This is a genomic window from Chitinophaga sancti, from assembly GCF_034087045.1.
GTDB classification, from domain to species: Bacteria; Bacteroidota; Bacteroidia; order Chitinophagales; family Chitinophagaceae; genus Chitinophaga; species Chitinophaga sancti_B.
The window spans coordinates 1359183-1376866 of sequence record NZ_CP139247.1 but is presented as its reverse complement, the minus strand read 5'-3'; the positions used below and the strand labels follow the sequence as shown (position 1 = coordinate 1376866).

Annotated in this window: 17 protein-coding genes; 10 read left to right on the top strand and 7 right to left on the bottom strand. The window is 45.5% G+C overall.

The genetic code is table 11. The annotated features are described in order from the left end of the window. Positions 1–7: 7 nt before the first annotated feature. Positions 8–469 (bottom strand): SRPBCC family protein, encoded by a 462-nt coding sequence (locus SIO70_RS05755; RefSeq protein ID WP_320580003.1) that lies wholly within the window; start codon positions 467–469, stop codon positions 8–10. A 54-nt stretch (positions 470–523) separates the two neighbouring features. On the opposite strand from SIO70_RS05755, the gene SIO70_RS05750 reads away from it, so the two are divergent. The 3 genes from SIO70_RS05750 to recR all read left to right on the top strand — a co-directional run bounded on the left by SIO70_RS05750 (position 524) and on the right by recR (position 5948). Further along, entirely contained in the window at positions 524–3682 is a 3159-nt protein-coding gene (locus tag SIO70_RS05750) for an ATP-dependent DNA helicase (RefSeq protein WP_320580002.1), read from the top strand. Positions 3683–3765: 83 nt separating this feature from the next. Beyond that, positions 3766–5283, top strand: a complete 1518-nt coding sequence (locus SIO70_RS05745) for an Ig-like domain-containing protein (RefSeq protein WP_320580001.1) — start codon at positions 3766–3768, stop codon at positions 5281–5283. 47 nt (positions 5284–5330) lie between these two features. Further along, a complete protein-coding gene (recR, locus tag SIO70_RS05740) occupies positions 5331–5948 on the top strand; it encodes a recombination mediator RecR (RefSeq protein ID WP_320580000.1) in 618 nt (205 codons plus the stop codon). 114 nt (positions 5949–6062) lie between these two features. On the opposite strand, the gene SIO70_RS05735 is transcribed toward recR, so the two are convergent. Continuing rightward, positions 6063–6263 carry a hypothetical protein gene (locus tag SIO70_RS05735; protein WP_320579999.1) on the bottom strand — a complete coding sequence of 67 codons (201 nt, stop codon included), beginning with the start codon at positions 6261–6263 and terminating at the stop codon, positions 6063–6065. 272 nt (positions 6264–6535) lie between these two features. Between SIO70_RS05735 and SIO70_RS05730 the strand changes: the two genes are divergently transcribed. From SIO70_RS05730 to SIO70_RS05705, 6 genes are all read left to right on the top strand, one after another. Then, positions 6536–7552, top strand: coding sequence for a homocysteine S-methyltransferase family protein (locus SIO70_RS05730; protein WP_320579998.1), 1017 nt, complete (start codon positions 6536–6538; stop codon positions 7550–7552). A 33-nt stretch (positions 7553–7585) separates the two neighbouring features. Next, complete coding sequence (gene metH / locus SIO70_RS05725; RefSeq protein WP_320579997.1) at positions 7586–10336, top strand: methionine synthase; 2751 nt, start codon at positions 7586–7588, stop codon at positions 10334–10336. Between the two features lie 73 nt (positions 10337–10409). Next, entirely contained in the window at positions 10410–11174 is a 765-nt protein-coding gene (locus SIO70_RS05720) for an exodeoxyribonuclease III (protein ID WP_320579996.1), read from the top strand. Positions 11175–11189: 15 nt separating this feature from the next. Next, entirely contained in the window at positions 11190–11492 is a 303-nt protein-coding gene (locus tag SIO70_RS05715; protein WP_083723334.1) for a DUF4286 family protein, read from the top strand. Between the two features lie 307 nt (positions 11493–11799). Next, positions 11800–12069 carry an HU family DNA-binding protein gene (locus SIO70_RS05710; RefSeq protein ID WP_012788562.1) on the top strand — a complete coding sequence of 90 codons (270 nt, stop codon included), beginning with the start codon at positions 11800–11802 and terminating at the stop codon, positions 12067–12069. A gap of 203 nt (positions 12070–12272) precedes the next feature. Then, positions 12273–12401, top strand: coding sequence for a 30S ribosomal protein THX (locus SIO70_RS05705; protein ID WP_072362758.1), 129 nt, complete (start codon positions 12273–12275; stop codon positions 12399–12401). Positions 12402–12459: 58 nt separating this feature from the next. Here the strand turns inward: SIO70_RS05705 and pdxH are convergent, their stop codons facing one another. Then, on the bottom strand, positions 12460–13104 hold the full coding sequence (pdxH, locus tag SIO70_RS05700) for a pyridoxamine 5'-phosphate oxidase (protein WP_320579995.1): 645 nt from the start codon (positions 13102–13104) through the stop codon (positions 12460–12462). A 121-nt stretch (positions 13105–13225) separates the two neighbouring features. Here pdxH and SIO70_RS05695 point away from each other — a divergent pair, with 121 nt between their 5' ends. Next, entirely contained in the window at positions 13226–14311 is a 1086-nt protein-coding gene (locus SIO70_RS05695) for a DUF3298 and DUF4163 domain-containing protein (RefSeq protein ID WP_320579994.1), read from the top strand. Between the two features lie 45 nt (positions 14312–14356). On the opposite strand, the gene pyrH is transcribed toward SIO70_RS05695, so the two are convergent. The 4 genes from pyrH to rpsI all read right to left on the bottom strand — a co-directional run bounded on the left by pyrH (position 14357) and on the right by rpsI (position 17683). Beyond that, positions 14357–15070 carry a UMP kinase gene (pyrH, locus tag SIO70_RS05690; protein WP_320579993.1) on the bottom strand — a complete coding sequence of 238 codons (714 nt, stop codon included), beginning with the start codon at positions 15068–15070 and terminating at the stop codon, positions 14357–14359. Between the two features lie 180 nt (positions 15071–15250). Further along, positions 15251–16078, bottom strand: a complete 828-nt coding sequence (gene tsf / locus SIO70_RS05685; RefSeq protein ID WP_320579992.1) for a translation elongation factor Ts — start codon at positions 16076–16078, stop codon at positions 15251–15253. A gap of 133 nt (positions 16079–16211) precedes the next feature. Further along, positions 16212–17216, bottom strand: a complete 1005-nt coding sequence (rpsB, locus tag SIO70_RS05680; RefSeq protein ID WP_320579991.1) for a 30S ribosomal protein S2 — start codon at positions 17214–17216, stop codon at positions 16212–16214. 77 nt (positions 17217–17293) lie between these two features. Beyond that, positions 17294–17683, bottom strand: coding sequence for a 30S ribosomal protein S9 (rpsI, locus tag SIO70_RS05675; RefSeq protein ID WP_083723339.1), 390 nt, complete (start codon positions 17681–17683; stop codon positions 17294–17296). Position 17684 lies beyond the last annotated feature (1 nt).

Here is a 17684-nt window from a genome sequence, read left to right as displayed (position 1 = left end):
ATAAATGTTACACAAAGAACTCCTGGATCTTCTTTCGCCTGTAGGTAAAAATACCTTCCAGCTGACGCCGTACAAAAAGAGCATGTGCAACCCTACCCAAAATACCTAATGGCAGTGAGTAGTGTACAATGTCAGTCATCTTTACACCCTCTTCCACTTCCTCAAAATGATGCTGGTGATGCCATAAACCATAAGGGCCCTTCCGCTGCTCATCCACAAAGTACACTCCATCCTTCACGTGTGTAATTTCCGTCATCCAGCTCAGTGGTATTCCCAATACAGGATGAATTGTGTAAGTAATAATTTCCCCTGCGTAAATAGGTTGATCTGTCACAGGCGAAGTAATGTCAAATCGCATATAAGAGGGCGTGATTTTCTCCAGGTTATCTGCCCGGGAAAAAAACGTCCATGCCTCCGATATTGATGTATTTAATACCTGCTCATACCGCAACCGATAGATTTTTGCCATAACTTCATATATATTTTAGTGTTGCCAGATGCTAATCCATTTTCAAATATAGTCATGTCCAGAGATCAATATCAACAACGTTTCGAGGAAGTATATAATCGGTTGAATGAACGACAGCGGGAAGCCGTTGACAATACCGAAGGCCCTGTGATGGTGATAGCCGGACCTGGTACCGGCAAAACGCAGATCCTGGCATCGCGGATCGGCAAAATTCTGCGCGATACAGACTTTTTACCACAAAATATTCTTTGCCTTACTTACACCGATGCCGGTACAGTCGCCATGCGTAAACGCCTCACCGATTTCATCGGCCCCGATGCCTACCGTGTCAATATTCATACCTTCCACTCCTTCTGTAACGAAGTGATCCAGGATAATCTCGGCTTTTTTGAAAAGAACAGCCTTGATCCGATATCTGAGCTGGAAAAAATACAACTGCTCAAAAAACTTATCGACGGATTTGATAAACAAAATCCTCTAAAACGATACCGTGGCGATGTATACTTTGATATGAACAATCTTTCCAACCTCTTCTCCACCATGAAGCGGGAAGGCTGGACTGTTGATTACATCAAAGGCGCCATTAAAGCTTATATAGACGACCTGCCAAACCGTGATGAATTTATCTGCAAAAGAGCGACCAAAAATTTTAAAAAAGGCGATATCCGCACTGATAAAATTGAAGTCGAAACGGAGAAGATGGCCCGCCTGGAAGCTGCTGTAGAGCAGTTCCTCGTGTTCACCTCCCTTATGCATGCCGCCAACCGCTACGACTTTGACGATATGATCAACTGGGTGATCAGGGCTTTTGAACAAAACCCCAACCTACTCGCTGACTACAAAGAACGCTTTCAATATATACTCGTCGATGAGTACCAGGATACCAGTGGTACCCAGAATAAACTCATACAACAACTCATCTATGGCGAGGAATTGCCAAACGTATTCGTTGTGGGAGATGACGATCAATCCATCTACCGGTTCCAGGGTGCAAATATTGAAAATATGGAACAGTTTGCCGGGGGCTTTGCAGAAACCCTGCTCACCATCGTGCTTACACAGAACTACCGTTCTGCCCAGAATATCCTGGATGTCTCCATGACCCTAATTGACAATAACGGCGATTCCCGTCTGGTAAATCAGCTGCCTGGCCTTAGCAAACAACTAACGTCCAGCAACGAAAAATTGATGAACCTCAATATTACACCTGTCATCCAGCGCTATAACACGCCCCGCGATGAAATGGCCGGATTGACAAACACCATGGTGTCCCTGCTTGAAAAAGGCGTTCCCGCCGGCAAGATAGCAGTGATCTACCGTGAGAACCGTTTTGGCGAAGAGCTGGCGCAATACTTTCGGCTCAAAGGCATTCCATTCTATTCCAAAAGGCATGTGAACATTTTTGAAAACCCGTTTGCACGCAAAGTACTCACCATACTTCGTTACCTGGCAGCAGAACTGGATACGCCTTACAGCGGAGACGATCTGCTCTTCAAAATCATGCACTTTGATTTTTACGATATACCACCTGTCGAAATAGCGAAAGTAAGTATACGGGTAGCCGAAAAAGGCTATGCGGAGAAATCTTCCATGCGTCAATACCTGCAGGAGTGGCAAGCCACCCGCAACCTCACCCTCTTTACTGAAGCCCCTGAACAGGCCATGATGGAGATGAGCAAAATGCTGGAAGGATGGATTAAAGAAGCACATAATCTCACCCTGCAACAACTCTTTGCCAGCATCATCAGCGAAGGAGGTATCCTCTCCCATATCATGGATTCACCTGAGAAGATGTGGCTGATGAAAGTATTGCAGGCACTCTTCGATTTTATCAAAGAAGAAACCCGCCGTAATCCTGACCTGAGCCTCGTACAATTTGTAGAGATGGTAGACCTCATGGAAGCCAATAAAATTCCGATTCCACTGGTACAGGTGTCCGGCAATGAAAAGGGTATTAACCTGATCACCGCACATGGTTCAAAAGGTCTGGAATTCGAATATATTTTCCTGGCAGGTACCAACTCCCACCTCTGGGAAAAGAAGAAGAAAAACAACAGCGGTTTCTCATTCCCCGATACGGTATTTGCTACACAATCCATCAGTTCAGACGAACAGGAACTGCGCCGTCTCTTTTATGTGGCAATCACCCGTGCAGAAAAATACCTGTACATCAGTTACCCGGAATTCAGACTGGATGGAAAGCCGCTGGAACCCAGCATGTTCATCACCGAAATACTGGAACAACACCAGTTGCCAAACGAAAAAGTGGAACTCTCCGACGAAGCGCTTTTCGCCTTCGAATCTCTCCACTACAGCAAAAACCTGGCACCGGAAATTGCCCGTGCAGATCAGTTGTTCATCGACAACCTGCTCTCCAGCTTTACCATGAACGTGACAGCGCTGAACAACTACCTCGACTGCCCACTGGGCTTCTTCTATAAAAACCTCGTACGCATCCCCACAGGACGCTCAGAGAATACAGAATTTGGTTCTGCCGTACACTATGCACTGGAAAAACTCTTCCAGAAAATGCAGGAAGCCGGCAACAACACTTTCCCTACCCGCGAAGAATTCATCAAAGACTTCATATGGAGCATGCGCCGTAACCGCGAATGCTTTACCCGCGAATCTTTTGAAAGAAGAATGGAGTATGGAAAGGAAATTCTGACCAACTACTACGATACCTACATCGGCACATGGAACAAGATCGTAAGTGTGGAAAGGAATGTGCGCAATATCGTAGTGAGTGGCGTACCGCTAAAAGGAAAGGTGGATAAACTGGAATTTGAAGGCAATCAGGTGAATGTAGTGGACTATAAAACCGGTGATTACGAGAAAGCCATCAAAGACTATAAAAAGTTTGACCGTCCAAACGAGAAAAATCCAAACGGCGGCGACTACTGGCGTCAGGCGGTATTTTATAAGATCATGCTGGACAACTACCGCTCCAAGAGCTGGCAGGTATCCAGCACAGAATTTGACTTCATCGAGCCAAATAAGCAAAAGGTTTATCACAAGGAAAAAGTGTTTATCACAGCAGATGATATCGCAGCTGTAACACAGCAGATCGTGGACACCTGGACCAAAATCCAGAACAAAGACTTCTATACCGGGTGTGGTAAAGAGGACTGCGTATGGTGCAACTTTGTGAAGGATCATAAGCTGCACATCGCACTGCATGACCTCGAGGAAGAGAGTGAATTACAATTTTAACATTTCCTGCGCTCCGGCAATATTTGGATATTACTGATTCAAATTTGATCTTTGGACCCGTTTTTTGGCATAATACGATAAAAATGAATCAGAACTTCCGTGGCTGGGTTTCCCTGCTTATTGTAATCATAGCAAGTGTACTTTTATTCCCCCGCTGTGCGAACATCGTTCCGCCCGGTGGAGGACCTAAGGATACTTTACCTCCTGTATTGCTCAATGCCAGTCCTGCGGATTCCAGTCTGCATTTCAACTCCCACAAGGTTGTCCTGTCTTTCAATGAATACATAGAGCTGGACAACATCTTCGAAAAGCTGATCGTATCCCCGACCCTGAAGCGTACCCCGACCGTGACAGCCAAATTGAGAACTATCACCATGGTCATCAAGGATACGTTGGATAAGAACACCACTTATACATTCAACTTTGCAGACGCCATCCGCGATATCAACGAGCATAACCCTATTCTGGACTATGCCTACGTAATATCTACCGGCGACTACCTCGACTCTCTGCAGGTAAAAGGCTTCATCATCAATGCCGAAACTGGTAAACCGGATAGTAACGTATCTGTTATGATGTACCGCCACCTGGAAGACTCCGTGGTTTCCAAGGAAAAGCCGGTATACTATGCCCGTTCCAAAGGCAATGGTGCATTCTGGTTCAAAAACCTGGCTCCCGGGGATTATAAATTATTCGCCATCAAAGAAGAGAACAAGGATTTACAATACAACGATCCTAAAGAACTGATTGCCTTCCACGATAGCCTGATACACCTGCGGGAAACCAACCTGTACGATGTACCATTGCTCACTTTCCTGGAAAAAGATTCTACCCTCAAGGGTGGTCCGGACGAGATGGGCGGCCCTGGTGGCGAACCCGGTGGTCTTCCTCCAGGTGGTAACAATGCCCCTCCTCCTGAAGAAGAAGACCACAAAAGCAAAGAAGAAAAAGAGAAAGAGAAGAAAAGAAAGATCTTCGTGGCAGCTACCCTGGGCGAGAAAAACTCCCAGGATCTGGGGCAACCACTGATCGTGAACTTCAGTGCTCCTGTAAAAACACTGGATACCACCCACATACTCCTGGCAGAAGATACTACTTTCAAACCAGTAGCCTTCACCACTTTCTTCGACTCTACCCGCAAAGTGCTACACCTGGTTTACAACTGGAAAGAAGGTACCCCATACCGCCTTACCATTCCTAAAGAGGCGGTACTTGATACCCTTGGTCAGGAACAGTCAAAAGCAGATACGATCCTCTTCACTGCCAAAAAAGAATCAGATTACGGCAGTGCGATGCTCTCGCTCACACTCAGCGATAGTCTGAAAGCTGCAGGTGGTGATACCATGCACTTTGTGGCACAGCTGGTGAAAGAAAAAGACATAAAATACTCTGGCAAAATTGTAAATGGCGTCTGGATCCAGAAGCGCATTATGCCTGCCGAATATGAAGTAAGGATTCTGATTGATGATAACAATAACGGCAAATGGGATCGTGGGGTATACTATGGTACACCCAAAAAACAACCCGAAAGAGTAGTAAACTTCCCTAAAAAGGAGAACATCAAAGCCAACTGGGGAGTCCCGATCAAATTGCAGTTATAACCGGCCGGGGGCGCATTGCCCCCACGAAAAATCATTATTTTTGTACCATGATCTTTTCTTCCGCTCTGATAGAAAATGCTGTTAATGAATTTGCGCGGCTGCCGGGTATAGGCAAGAAAACAGCGCTTCGCCTGGTATTACACCTTCTCAAACAGGACCCTGCCCAGGTGAAGCTATTCGGCGAAGTGGTTACCCGCATGCGTGACCAGATCAAGTTCTGCAAAAACTGTCACAACGTCTCGGACGACGAAATCTGCTCTATCTGTAGCAGCCCTTCCCGCAATAAAGCACTGGTATGTGTCGTGGAAACCATCCGCGATGTCATGGCAATTGAAAATACCCAGCAGTTCAACGGAGTATACCATGTACTTGGTGGCATCATCTCCCCTATCGATGGTATTGGTCCGGACCAACTGAATATTTATTCTCTGGTAGAAAGGGTACAGCAACAAGGTGTGGAAGAGATCATCATGGCACTGAGCCCGACGATAGAAGGGGACACAACCATTTATTACCTCTCTAAAAAGCTGAAGGATTTTTCTGTAAAGATCACCACCATCGCCCGTGGTATCGCCTTCGGCGGCGAACTGGAATATGCTGATGAAATGACGCTGGCCAGATCCATCTCTAACCGTTTACCACTCGAAAGTTATGTACAGAAATAAAAAACGCTGAAGGTGTCAGCGTTCTGCAGCTGCCTTTCAGCGTTTTTGAAAAAAGATACGAGTGCTCAACAACACCCGTGTGTGTTTAACCTGTAATTCCACGTTATGAAAAAGCTATGATTGGTCTTTGTCTTTAAGTTTTCCTCCACCGTCTTCCTCATTGCGCAGCTCACGCCAGCGCTCAATCTCATACTTGTTCAGAAAGCAGATTCTAAATACAGTGGAAGCCTCATTTTCAGCATCCTCAGGAACCGGGTATAAACCAAATTGCGCTAAATGCTTTTGTAAGCTGTGTACATGCTTCGCAATGCTCATTGTCTTAAATTTTTTGTTTAAGCTGGTTGTTAACTATGCGGGCAAAGTGGTGGATTCCCTGGTAGTAATCAGATGGTGGTATATTGATCCATTGTTGGATTACCCTACAAATATAGTAGACTTTTGGTTTCAAACAAAATTTTCTCTCATTTCCCCGAATAAAGTAAAAAATTCTGCAAATACATCTTCCGCTGGTGATATTTCATATAATGAGGCAATTAATAAGTATCTTTGTATGTCTTTCCAGAAAAAACAGTAAACACATTATCGATATGAAATCATTATCCCAGTGTGCGGCAGAACGTATTCTGATCATAGATGGTGCTATGGGTACCATGATCCAGCGCTACAAGCTGGAAGAAGCAGATTATAGAGGCGAGCGATTCAAGGATTACCATATGGATGTAAAAGGCAACAATGACCTGCTCAACCTGACTCAGCCCCAGATCATAGAAGCCATTCACAGGGAATACCTCGAAGCTGGCGCCGACATCATCGAAACCAATACATTTAGTAGCACGACCATCGCTATGGCCGACTATGATATGCAGGCTCTCGCTTTTGAACTGAACATAGCTGCTGCAAAAATTGCAAAAAGAGCTGCAAACGATTATACAGCGAAGAACCCCGAAAAGCCCCGCTTTGTAGCTGGTGCGATCGGTCCGCTGAATAAAACACTCTCCCTCTCCCCCGATGTGAACAATCCGGGGTTCCGCTCCGTTACTTTTGACGAAGTGGTGACTGCTTATTACGAACAAATTCGTGGTCTGCACGAAGGAGGCGTAGATATATTGCTGATCGAAACCATCTTTGATACCCTCAATAGTAAGGCCGCTATCTACGCTGCCAAGAAATACTTCCGGGATATCAAACAACCGGAACTACCTATCATGATCTCCGGTACCATTACCGATGCCTCCGGACGTACACTGAGCGGTCAGACCCTGGAAGCATTTTATATTTCCGTAATGCACGCCAAACCATTCTCTGTCGGCTTAAACTGTGCATTGGGTGGTGAGCAGATGCGTCCACACGTGGCGGAACTGGCACAGATAGCTGGCTGTTATGTAAGTTGCTACCCAAATGCCGGCCTGCCAAATGCATTCGGAGAATACGACGAAACACCGCACGATACAGCCTGCATCATCGAAGATTTTGCTAAAGAAGGTTTTGTAAACATCGTTGGCGGTTGCTGTGGCACCACTCCGGATCATATCCGGCACATTGCTCAGCACGTGAAAACAATCGCGCCAAGACCATTACCAGTAAAGGAAACAACACTGGCCTAATTTTAATTTATCCGCTAATTACTATAGCTACCAATGAGCGATACACTCAATCCCGCGCAAACTGCCACTGGACAGGAACAAACTGTCATCAAACCATTTTTGCGCCTGAGCGGCCTGGAGCCACTGATAGTACGACCTGAAACCAACTTCATCAATATTGGTGAACGTACTAACGTAACCGGTTCTAAAAAATTTGCCCGTCTGATCAGGGAAGGACAGTACGAAGAAGCACTGTCTGTAGCCCGCCAGCAGGTAGAAAACGGTGCGCAGGTACTGGACGTAAACATGGATGATGCCCTCCTCGACGGAGAACTGGCAATGACCACCTTTCTGAACCTGCTTGCTGCAGAACCGGATATTTCAAAGATCCCGGTAATGATCGACTCCAGTAAGTTCAGCATCATTGAAGCCGGTCTGAAATGCCTGCAGGGTAAATGTATTGTGAACTCCATCTCCCTCAAGGAAGGTGAAGCGAAATTCATTGAACAGGCCACTATCTGCAAAAGCTTCGGTGCTGCTGTAGTCGTAATGGCTTTCGATGAGTATGGACAGGCAGATACAGAAGAGAAAAAAGTAGCGTTCTGTCATCGCTCTTACAAGATCCTGACAGAAGTTGTAGGGTTTGATCCACAGGATATCATATTCGACCCGAACATCTTTGCGATTGCCACAGGTATCGAAGAACACAATAACTACGCAGTAGACTTCATCAACGCCACCCGCCGTATCAAGGAACTAATGCCGCTGACCAGCGTAAGTGGTGGTGTGAGTAACATCTCCTTCTCCTTCAGAGGAAATGACCTGGTGCGCGAAGCGATGCACTCTGTATTCCTGTTCTACGCGATCAAAGCGGGCATGAACATGGGTATCGTGAATGCCGGTATGTTGCAGATCTATGATGAAATTGAACCAAAGCTGCGCGAACTCTGTGACGATGCTATCCTGAATCGCCGTGAAGATGCTACAGAACGCCTCATCGCCTATGCCGAAACTGTAAAGGCAAAAGGAAAGGTGATCGAAAAAGACGAAACCTGGCGCCACGGCTCTGTAGAAGAAAGACTAAGCCACGCACTCGTAAATGGTATCACTGACTATATCGAAGCTGATACCGAAGAAGCCAGACAAAAATATCCCCGTCCGCTGGATGTGATCGAAGGTCCGCTCATGGACGGTATGAACATCGTCGGCGACCTCTTCGGCAGTGGTAAAATGTTCCTGCCACAGGTAGTAAAAAGTGCCCGCGTGATGAAGAAATCCGTGGCCGTACTGACACCTTTTATTGAAGCAGAAAAAGCCAGGATGGTCGCAGAAAATGGTGGCGTGATCAAATCAGCCGGAAAGATCCTGCTGGCTACTGTAAAAGGCGACGTACACGACATCGGTAAAAATATCGTAGGTGTAGTATTGGGCTGTAATGGCTACGACATCATCGATATGGGAGTAATGGTCCCAGCGGAAAAAATTCTGCAGACCGCCCGCCAGGAAGATGTGGATATCATTGGCCTCAGTGGCCTGATCACCCCTAGTCTGGACGAAATGGTGCACGTGGCCAGAGAAATGAAACGCCAGCACTTTGAAGTACCATTATTAATAGGCGGTGCCACTACCTCCCGTACCCATACCGCCGTAAAAATTGCCCCCGAGTATGAACACGGCGTGGTGCATGTACTTGATGCGTCCCGTAGCGTAACCGTAACCGGTAACCTGCTGAACAAAGCCCTGAGAAAAAATTTCCTGCAGGAAGTAACAACTGAGTACACCAAACTCAATGATAACTTCCGCAATAAGAAACCAGTAAAACAATACCTTCCTATCGCAGAAGCCCGCCAGAACAAGGCGATCAGCGACTGGACAGGATTCACTCCGGTAGTTCCAAAACAACTGGGAGTACAGGTTTTTAAGAACTATGAACTGGCTGATATAGCTGAATATATAGACTGGCAGCCCTTCTTCATCTCATGGGAACTGCACGGTAAATTCCCGCAGATCCTGACGGACGAAGTAGTCGGTGTGGAAGCAAGTCGCCTGTATGAAGATGCCAAAGTAATGCTAAAACGCATCGTTGAAGAGAAATGGGTAACTGCCAACGCTGTAATTGGCCTCTTTCCTGCCAGCAGAACAGCAGATGATACCATCACCGTATTGTCACCAAAACCAGGTCAGGGTACCGTAAATCTGGAATGTCTGCGTCAGCAGATCAAGAAGGCGCCTGGTCAGCCAAACATATCACTGGCAGACTTTATCGCCCCCTCCGATACAGGTATCCAGGACTACATGGGTGCCTTTGCCGTGACCACAGGTGGTGGCATTGAAGAATGGTTGGAAAAGTTCAAGGCAGACCATGACGATTACAGCAGCATTATGCTGAAAGCCCTTGCGGACAGGCTGGTAGAAGCCTTTGCAGAGCTGATGCATGAGCGTGTAAGAAAGGAATTCTGGGGCTATGCTTCAGAAGAACACCTGAGTAAAGATGACCTGATCAAAGAAGAATACGCAGGCATACGTCCTGCACCAGGTTATCCTGCCTGTCCTGAACATACAGAGAAATACAAGATGTTCGATATGCTCGATGCTACGGAGAACACTGGTATCACACTCACAGAATCACTGGCCATGTATCCTGCTTCAAGTGTAAGTGGCTGGTATTTTGCCAACCCTGCTGCCAAATACTTTGGTATAGGAAAGATCGAGAAAGACCAGGTAATAGATTATGCTGAACGCAAAGGCTGGACTGTAGAAGAAGCAGAGAAATGGCTTAGACCGGTACTCGAATACGACATGTAAAAACTTCGTTATAATATTTTTAACTGAATGCCGGTGGTTGCGCTGCAATCACCGGCATTCGTATATTTACAGTATGAGAATCATATCGTACAATGTAAACGGGCTTCGTTCCGCCATGACAAAAGGCTTCACAGAATGGCTCAAAACTGATCCCGCCGATATCATCTGCTTACAGGAAATCAAAGCGCACAAAGACAATGTAGACTTCCAACAGTTTGACGAGCTTGGCTATGAACACTACTGGTATCCTGCCCAGAAAAAAGGCTACAGCGGTGTAGCTGTACTCACTAAGATAAAACCAGACCATGTACAATATGGAAATGGCTACATGCAGAGCGATGCCGAAGGCAGGGTAATGCGCCTCGATTTTGGGGATATCACACTCGTTAACACATATATCCCTTCAGGCACCAGTGGAGACGAAAGACAAACCTATAAATACCAATGGTTGGATGAGTTCTTTGGCTACCTCCATACACTCAAAGCCACAAGACCTAATATAATAGTGTGTGGCGACTACAATATCGTGCACAAACCAATCGATATTCATGATCCCGTAGGCAACAAGAACAGCAGTGGTTTTCTGCCCGAAGAACGTGCATGGCTGGACAAATTATATGAAAACGGCTTCGTAGATACTTTCCGTCATTTCTGTAGTGATCCGCACCAATATAGCTGGTGGAGTTTCCGCGCCAATGCACGCAATAATAATAAGGGATGGCGTATCGATTATATCAGTGTCACTACACCATTGCAGGAAAAGCTGAAAGAGGCAAAGATTTACGCCGATATAAAGCACTCTGATCACTGCCCCATATATCTGCAATTAAGCCACTAACAAGGATTTCCAACTATGATCATATTTAACGTTACCACAATGGTGTCGCATCCTATCAACGACAGATGGATGCAATGGATGAAGGAAGACCAGATCCCAGCTATCATGAATACCGGTTTATTCCATGATTACCGCATGTGCAGACTGCTGGAACAGGATGAGGAAGATGGTCTCACCTACTCTGTACAATTCTTTGCAGATACACTCGAGAACTACCAAACTTACATAGACGAATATGCGCCAGTACTCCAAAAGAGGGCTTATGACCTGTTTGGAAGCCAGTTTGTAGCCTTCAGAACAGTGATGCAGGTAGTTTAACATTTAAACTTATCCACAGGAAATCCACTGTTTATCAGGGATTGTGAGTTTGGTACAATACTTGGAACACTCTGACGTTAATTATAAAACCAGTAGCAAATTGCCACTAGCAGCGGGTTTCAGACGTTAACTCCTGTTTTGCTCATACATCCATATCATGAGCGAATCAGCTGTAACCGTTACCTGTAGCCCTTTTCAGCCGATAAAATTTTGCTTAAAAAAGATGCAAAAAATTTGGTAATCTGATAAAACGCGCTATATTTGCTCACATCAAACATTTTAATTCACTAGTTAAATCTTACTAGCTATGAACAAAGCCGAATTAATCGACAAACTGGCAAAAGATGCCGGTATCACTAAAACCCAAGCTAACGAAGCACTGGATTCTTTCACTAAAGCTGTTGCTGATACCCTGAAAAAAGGTGGTAAAGTAACCTTAGTAGGTTTCGGTACTTTCTCTGTTTCTAAACGTGCTGCTCGTAACGGTAGAAACCCACAGACTGGCCAGATCATCAAGATCAAAGCTAAGAAAGTTGCTAAATTCAAAGCTGGTAAGGCTCTGTCCGACAAGCTTTAATCTGTTAGCTTACCTTATTCAAGCAAGGAACATTACTGTTTCTTGCTTTTTTTATTTTATATAGGTCCACCTCTTCTTCGACGCTTCTTCGACGCTTCTTCGACAACAGGCTTATAAAATGGCCACGAACCCTTCAGTTTGTGGTATCTTCCTTTTTTACGTAATTTGCACCAATTAATAATAAACAATCAAACTGTCTAACAATGGGTAGAGGTGATATCAAAACCAAAAAAGGTAAGATTTTCAGTGGTTCTTTCGGAAAATCAAGACCTGCTAAGCCAGCTAAAGCTGCTGCTGTTAAAGCTGCAAAGGCTGCTGCAAAACAAGCCTAAAATTATTAAAGAGGCTGACCACTTAATTATGATCAGCCTCTTATAATTTCTTTATTCATCATGGCGCCAGGCGCTCTATTTTCCAGCTACTCCCTTCCTGACTGTACTGGATACGGTCATGAAGTCGGCTACTGCGTCCCTGCCAGAACTCAATTGCAACCGGTTTCACAATATACCCCCCCCAGTTTTCCGGTCTCTCTGGAGCATTTTTCTCATATTTTTCAGTCACTGTCTTTACCTTCTCTTCCAGGAAACTCCTGTTAGGTATCACCTTGCTCTGTGGAGAAGCTATAGCACCAATACGACTACCCAGCGGACGGCTGTTGTAATATTCATTACTCATACCCGCATCCACTTTGGATACAATTCCGTCTATACGCACCTGTCTTTGCAGCTCTTTCCAGAAAAACAACAGAGATACGTGCGGATTAGCCGCCATTTCATGACCTTTACGGCTATCATAATTGGTAAAAAACACAAAACCATCTGCATCAAAGCTCTTTAGCAATACGATGCGGGTAGTAGGAATACCTGCGGAGCTACTAGTGGCCAGCGTCATCGCATTGGCTTCCTCTATCTCTCCGGTGATGGCTTCATTCCACCACTTTTCAAATTGTTGAAAGGGATCCTGGGCTACTTCCTTTTCATCCAGCTCAGCAAGGGTATAATCCTTACGCAGGTCAGCAACTTTTTTATTTAGCATTGGCCAATATTTTACGGGTACAAAGATACAGGATGGCCCCTGCATGAAAACGCTAAAATGATTGATTGTCATCAGCACCCAACCCGATAAAAAGAATATGAATAATTATTAATTTTAACGCATGAGAACCATACTCCTTATTACTATCTCAGCTATTTTACTGATATCCTGTGGCGACAGGCATCCCAAACAGGCTGCTGCAAGTCTCCCTGATTTCAAGACCACACCCTATTTTTATGTACAATTGAAAGGTACGCTGGCAGGGAAGAACATTACGATGGAACTGACCAAAGCCAATCCGGCCATGTACCGTGGATATTATAGTTACGAAGAGACCGGGGAGCCGATCGCCATCTGGGGAAACCTGGACCAGAACAAAATGCTGGTATTATATGAGAGTACGGATGAAAAGGAAGAACGCTTCTTCACAGGTTTACTGGACAGTGCCGGTGTATATAAGGGAAAATGGAGAGGAAAAGGGACTACCTATGAGTACACCCTCGTACCTGATATGAAAGAAACTACTCCCCTGAGTGTATATTATGGAGAAGATTCTGCGAAGCTGCTGCCAGGTAATCCTGCCTCCCCGGTAGCAGTAGCTACTAACGCCATTATCTGGCCGGCGCCCACCCTGGATGAGGAGACAAAGGCTTTCATTCGCAGCACTGTAACCGGCAACCCTTCCCTGGACAATCCGGTTCGTTACCTCAGAAGAGATATTGACTCCTTTCTGGTCACTTACAAAATGACTGAAAAAGATATCGATACCACACAGGAAATTCCTGCCACCGCCAGCTGGTCAGCCGATGCCGATATGAGAGTAGTGTATAACCATTATCCTTATCTGAGCATTGAATCATTCACCTATGAGTATACAGGTGGTGCACACGGCAATTACGGCTCAATTTACAAGGTTTTAGATTTGAAGAACAAGAAAGTATTAACTACAGAAGACCTGTTTAAACCGGGCTATAAAGAGGCATTACCGGCATTGCTGGAAAAAGCGTACAGAAGAATTTTCTGGGTGAGTGAGGAAAACACATTGAAAGACCAGTTGCTGGTCGATCAGATCCCCGTGAATGAGAACTTCTTCATCACGGAAAAGGGCATTGGGTTCTGCTATACCCCGTATGAGATCGGGCCTTATGCAATGGGGCAGATTACTTTGTTCTTACCCTTTACAGAGCTCAAAGCATACCTGAAATAAAAGCAATCGGGGAATTGCTAAGCAATTCCCCGATTCCAAATAAGTTTATGCTTTTACAAGTGTCCCCACATTCTTCCCCATAATCACCTGTAGCAGATTGCCCGGACGATTCATGTCAAACACGATAATCGGGAGTTTATTCTCCTGGCACAGTGTGAAAGCGGTCATATCCATCACATTCAGTGATTTCTGATACACCTCAGAGAAGGTAATGGTTTCAAATTTTGTAGCGGTTGGATCTTTTTCCGGATCAGCGGTATAGATACCATCTACACGGGTTCCTTTCAGGATCACATCTGCCTGGATTTCGATCGCACGCAGGGAAGCAGCGGTATCTGTAGTGAAGTACGGGTTACCGGTACCAGCACCAAAGATCACAACACGGCCTTTTTCCAGGTGGCGAATGGCACGGCGGCGGATATAAGGCTCAGCGATCTGCTCCATTTTGATAGCAGATTGCAGGCGGGTATATAAACCAACCTTTTCCAGGCCACTCTGCATGGCCATACCATTGATAACTGTTGCCAGCATCCCCATATAGTCGCCCTGAGCACGCTCAATACCTGTCTCTTTTTCGTTCATACCACGATAGATGTTACCACCACCGATCACGACCGCAACCTGCACGCCCAGATCAGTAGCAGCTTTAATATCGTATGCATACTGTGAGATCACCTTGTGATCGATCCCGTAATTACCTTCGCCCATCAGGGACTCACCGCTTAGTTTAAGTAAAATACGCTTGTACTTTGGCAACATGACTATTGAAAATGATATATTAAGATGAAGATAGTTATCGGTTATTGCGCCCCGAAGATACAAAAAATGCGGAACGCGGAATTTTCGGGGCAGGATTACCCTTCGTTGACACTATATGATTTCCGTTAGGCACAAAAAAAAGGAGAGAAAAACTTCTCTCCTTTTCTGACCGGGATTATATTACCCCAATGCGATTCTGCTGAATCCTGTTACCTTCAGACCTGCACTTACAGACTTCAGATAATCAGCAACAGTCTTATTATTATCTTTCACAAACGCCTGCTGTAACAGGGTATTGTCTTTGAAGAACTTGTTCACCTTACCCATAGCGATTTTTTCAGCCATGTCTCCTGTTTTACCTTCAGCAGCGATCTGCTCAAGAGCGATTGCTTTTTCACGTGCAATCAGATCTTCAGAAACACCAGCCGCATCAACAGCGATTGGGTTCATAGCAGCGATCTGCATTGCCACATCCTTACCTACTTCTTCAGCTACAGCTTCGTTGAAACCTACCAGTACACCCATGCGGTAGTTACCGTGGATATAAGCAGTTACAGAAGCAGCGCTGATTTTTTCGAAACGTGCCAGGGTGATTTTCTCACCAATCTTAGCAACCTGGTCGTTTACTTTATCACTTACAGTTGCACCGTCCAGGCTAGCTGCACCCAGTTCTTCTACGGTGTTAACACCGGAAGTCAGTGCCAGGTCTACCAGAGACTGCGCAAACTTGATGAAATCTTCATTCTTAGCTACGAAGTCAGTTTCGCAACCCAGGGCTACTATCACACCAGTCTGGCCATCAGCAGCAGTCTTAGCAATGATAACACCTTCTTTAGTTTCACGGTCAGAACGTAAAGCGGCTACTTTCTGGCCTTTTTTACGCAGATAATCAACTGCTTTTTCAAAATCACCATCGCTTTCTACCAGCGCCTTTCTGCAATCCATCATCCCTGCACCTGTCTGCTGACGCAGTTTGTTTACATCAGCTGCTGTAATTGTTGCTGCCATAACTTATAATGAGTTTAAGAGTATTAAGTTTATATGAATTTTGCTACTTGTCCGGTTTATATGACCAATTGCGAACCACAGATCAGATAAGCTGTCCACGGTTCGCAATTGATCTATTTAGTCATGAACAGAATTATCTTCCGCCACCACCTGGTCTGCTACCACCAGAACCTGCAGGACGACGCTGTCCGCCGCCACCGCCGCCTGGACGGTTACCACCGCCACCTGGACGGTTACCACCACCACCTGGACGATTGTTGTTGCCACCTGGACGGTTGCCACCACCACCGCCTGGACGGTTGTTGTTGCCACCTGGACCACCTGGACCACGACCACCTGGCTTACGACCTCTCTCACCACCACGATCATCACCACCTTCGAGTTCGAACTTCAGTGCCTTGTTGTCTTCTTCTTCCTCTTCTACTACGTCGTCAGTTTTCTCATTCGCTCTTTCAGACAGACCTTCTGCAATTGCTGCAGCGATATAGTTAGTGATGATTGCGATAGATTTAGTAGCATCATCGTTCGCTGGTACTGCGAAGTCTACCTTGGTAGGATCAGAGTTAGTATCTACCATACCGAAGGTGGAGATACCCAGACGACGAGCTTCTGCCAGTGCAATGTGCTCATGGCTGATGTCAACCAGGAACAGCGCTGCAGGAACACGAGCCAGCTGAGCGATACCACCCAGAACTTTCTCCATTTTCTCCTTATCACGTGTTAAGGTCAAACGCTCTTTCTTAGTGATGCTATCGAAAGTACCATCAGTCAGCATTTTCTCGATGCTCTGCATTTTCTTCACGCTTTTACGGATAGTGGTGAAGTTGGTAAGCATACCACCTAACCATCTTTCAGTCACGTAAGGCATGTTTACACGCTTAGCCGCTTCTGCTACGATTTCTTTAGCTTGCTTTTTTGTTGCAACGAACATGATCTTTTTACCGCTCTTAGCTATAGATTTCAGCGCTGCTGCTGCATCCTGTAAACCTTCAACGGTTTTATTCAGATCTATGATGTGAATACCTTTCTTTTCTGCGAAAATGTAAGGCAGCATCTTTGGATTCCATTTCTTCTTCAGGTGACCGAAGTGTACACCAGCCTCCAGTAACTGCTGCTGCAATGAGGTATTATTTTCCATGTTATTATACTCTGTTATAAAAGGTCAATGTTAATAATCTGCGATGGGTATATACTACCACCACGCATTCATCACGATTAGCGTTTAGAGAACTGGAAGCTTCTTCTAGCTTTAGCTTTACCTGGTTTCTTACGTTCAACGCCTCTAGGATCACGTTTCAGCAATCCAGCCGCTTTCAGTGCAGGGCGGAACTCGATGTTCACCTCACACAGACCACGTGCAATACCAAGTTTCACTGCCTCAGCCTGACCCTTGATACCACCACCAGCAGCATTTACCTTTATATCAAATTTATCCAGAGCGTCGATAGTTTTCAACGGCAGTTCTACCTGATTCTGCAGGTAAACCAGCGCGAAATATTCTTTATAGTCTTTGTCGTTGATTGTAATTGCACCAGTGCCCTTGCTGATATACACGCGAGCTACGGCTTCCTTACGACGACCAATAGTATTTTTTTGCTTTTCCATG

Excerpts from the sequence above, each read along its gene's own strand:
- SIO70_RS05755 (WP_320580003.1), bottom strand. The coding sequence starts at position 469 with ATGGCAAAAATCTATCGGTTGCGGTATGAGCAGGTATTAAATACATCA.
- SIO70_RS05750 (WP_320580002.1), top strand. The coding sequence starts at position 524 with ATGTCCAGAGATCAATATCAACAACGTTTCGAGGAAGTATATAATCGG.
- SIO70_RS05745 (WP_320580001.1), top strand. The coding sequence starts at position 3,766 with ATGAATCAGAACTTCCGTGGCTGGGTTTCCCTGCTTATTGTAATCATA.
- recR (WP_320580000.1), top strand. The coding sequence starts at position 5,331 with ATGATCTTTTCTTCCGCTCTGATAGAAAATGCTGTTAATGAATTTGCG.
- SIO70_RS05735 (WP_320579999.1), bottom strand. The coding sequence starts at position 6,263 with ATGAGCATTGCGAAGCATGTACACAGCTTACAAAAGCATTTAGCGCAA.
- SIO70_RS05730 (WP_320579998.1), top strand. The coding sequence starts at position 6,536 with ATGAAATCATTATCCCAGTGTGCGGCAGAACGTATTCTGATCATAGAT.
- metH (WP_320579997.1), top strand. The coding sequence starts at position 7,586 with ATGAGCGATACACTCAATCCCGCGCAAACTGCCACTGGACAGGAACAA.
- SIO70_RS05720 (WP_320579996.1), top strand. The coding sequence starts at position 10,410 with ATGAGAATCATATCGTACAATGTAAACGGGCTTCGTTCCGCCATGACA.
- SIO70_RS05715 (WP_083723334.1), top strand. The coding sequence starts at position 11,190 with ATGATCATATTTAACGTTACCACAATGGTGTCGCATCCTATCAACGAC.
- SIO70_RS05710 (WP_012788562.1), top strand. The coding sequence starts at position 11,800 with ATGAACAAAGCCGAATTAATCGACAAACTGGCAAAAGATGCCGGTATC.
- SIO70_RS05705 (WP_072362758.1), top strand. The coding sequence starts at position 12,273 with ATGGGTAGAGGTGATATCAAAACCAAAAAAGGTAAGATTTTCAGTGGT.
- pdxH (WP_320579995.1), bottom strand. The coding sequence starts at position 13,104 with ATGCTAAATAAAAAAGTTGCTGACCTGCGTAAGGATTATACCCTTGCT.
- SIO70_RS05695 (WP_320579994.1), top strand. The coding sequence starts at position 13,226 with ATGAGAACCATACTCCTTATTACTATCTCAGCTATTTTACTGATATCC.
- pyrH (WP_320579993.1), bottom strand. The coding sequence starts at position 15,070 with ATGTTGCCAAAGTACAAGCGTATTTTACTTAAACTAAGCGGTGAGTCC.
- tsf (WP_320579992.1), bottom strand. The coding sequence starts at position 16,078 with ATGGCAGCAACAATTACAGCAGCTGATGTAAACAAACTGCGTCAGCAG.
- rpsB (WP_320579991.1), bottom strand. The coding sequence starts at position 17,216 with ATGGAAAATAATACCTCATTGCAGCAGCAGTTACTGGAGGCTGGTGTA.
- rpsI (WP_083723339.1), bottom strand. The coding sequence starts at position 17,683 with ATGGAAAAGCAAAAAAATACTATTGGTCGTCGTAAGGAAGCCGTAGCT.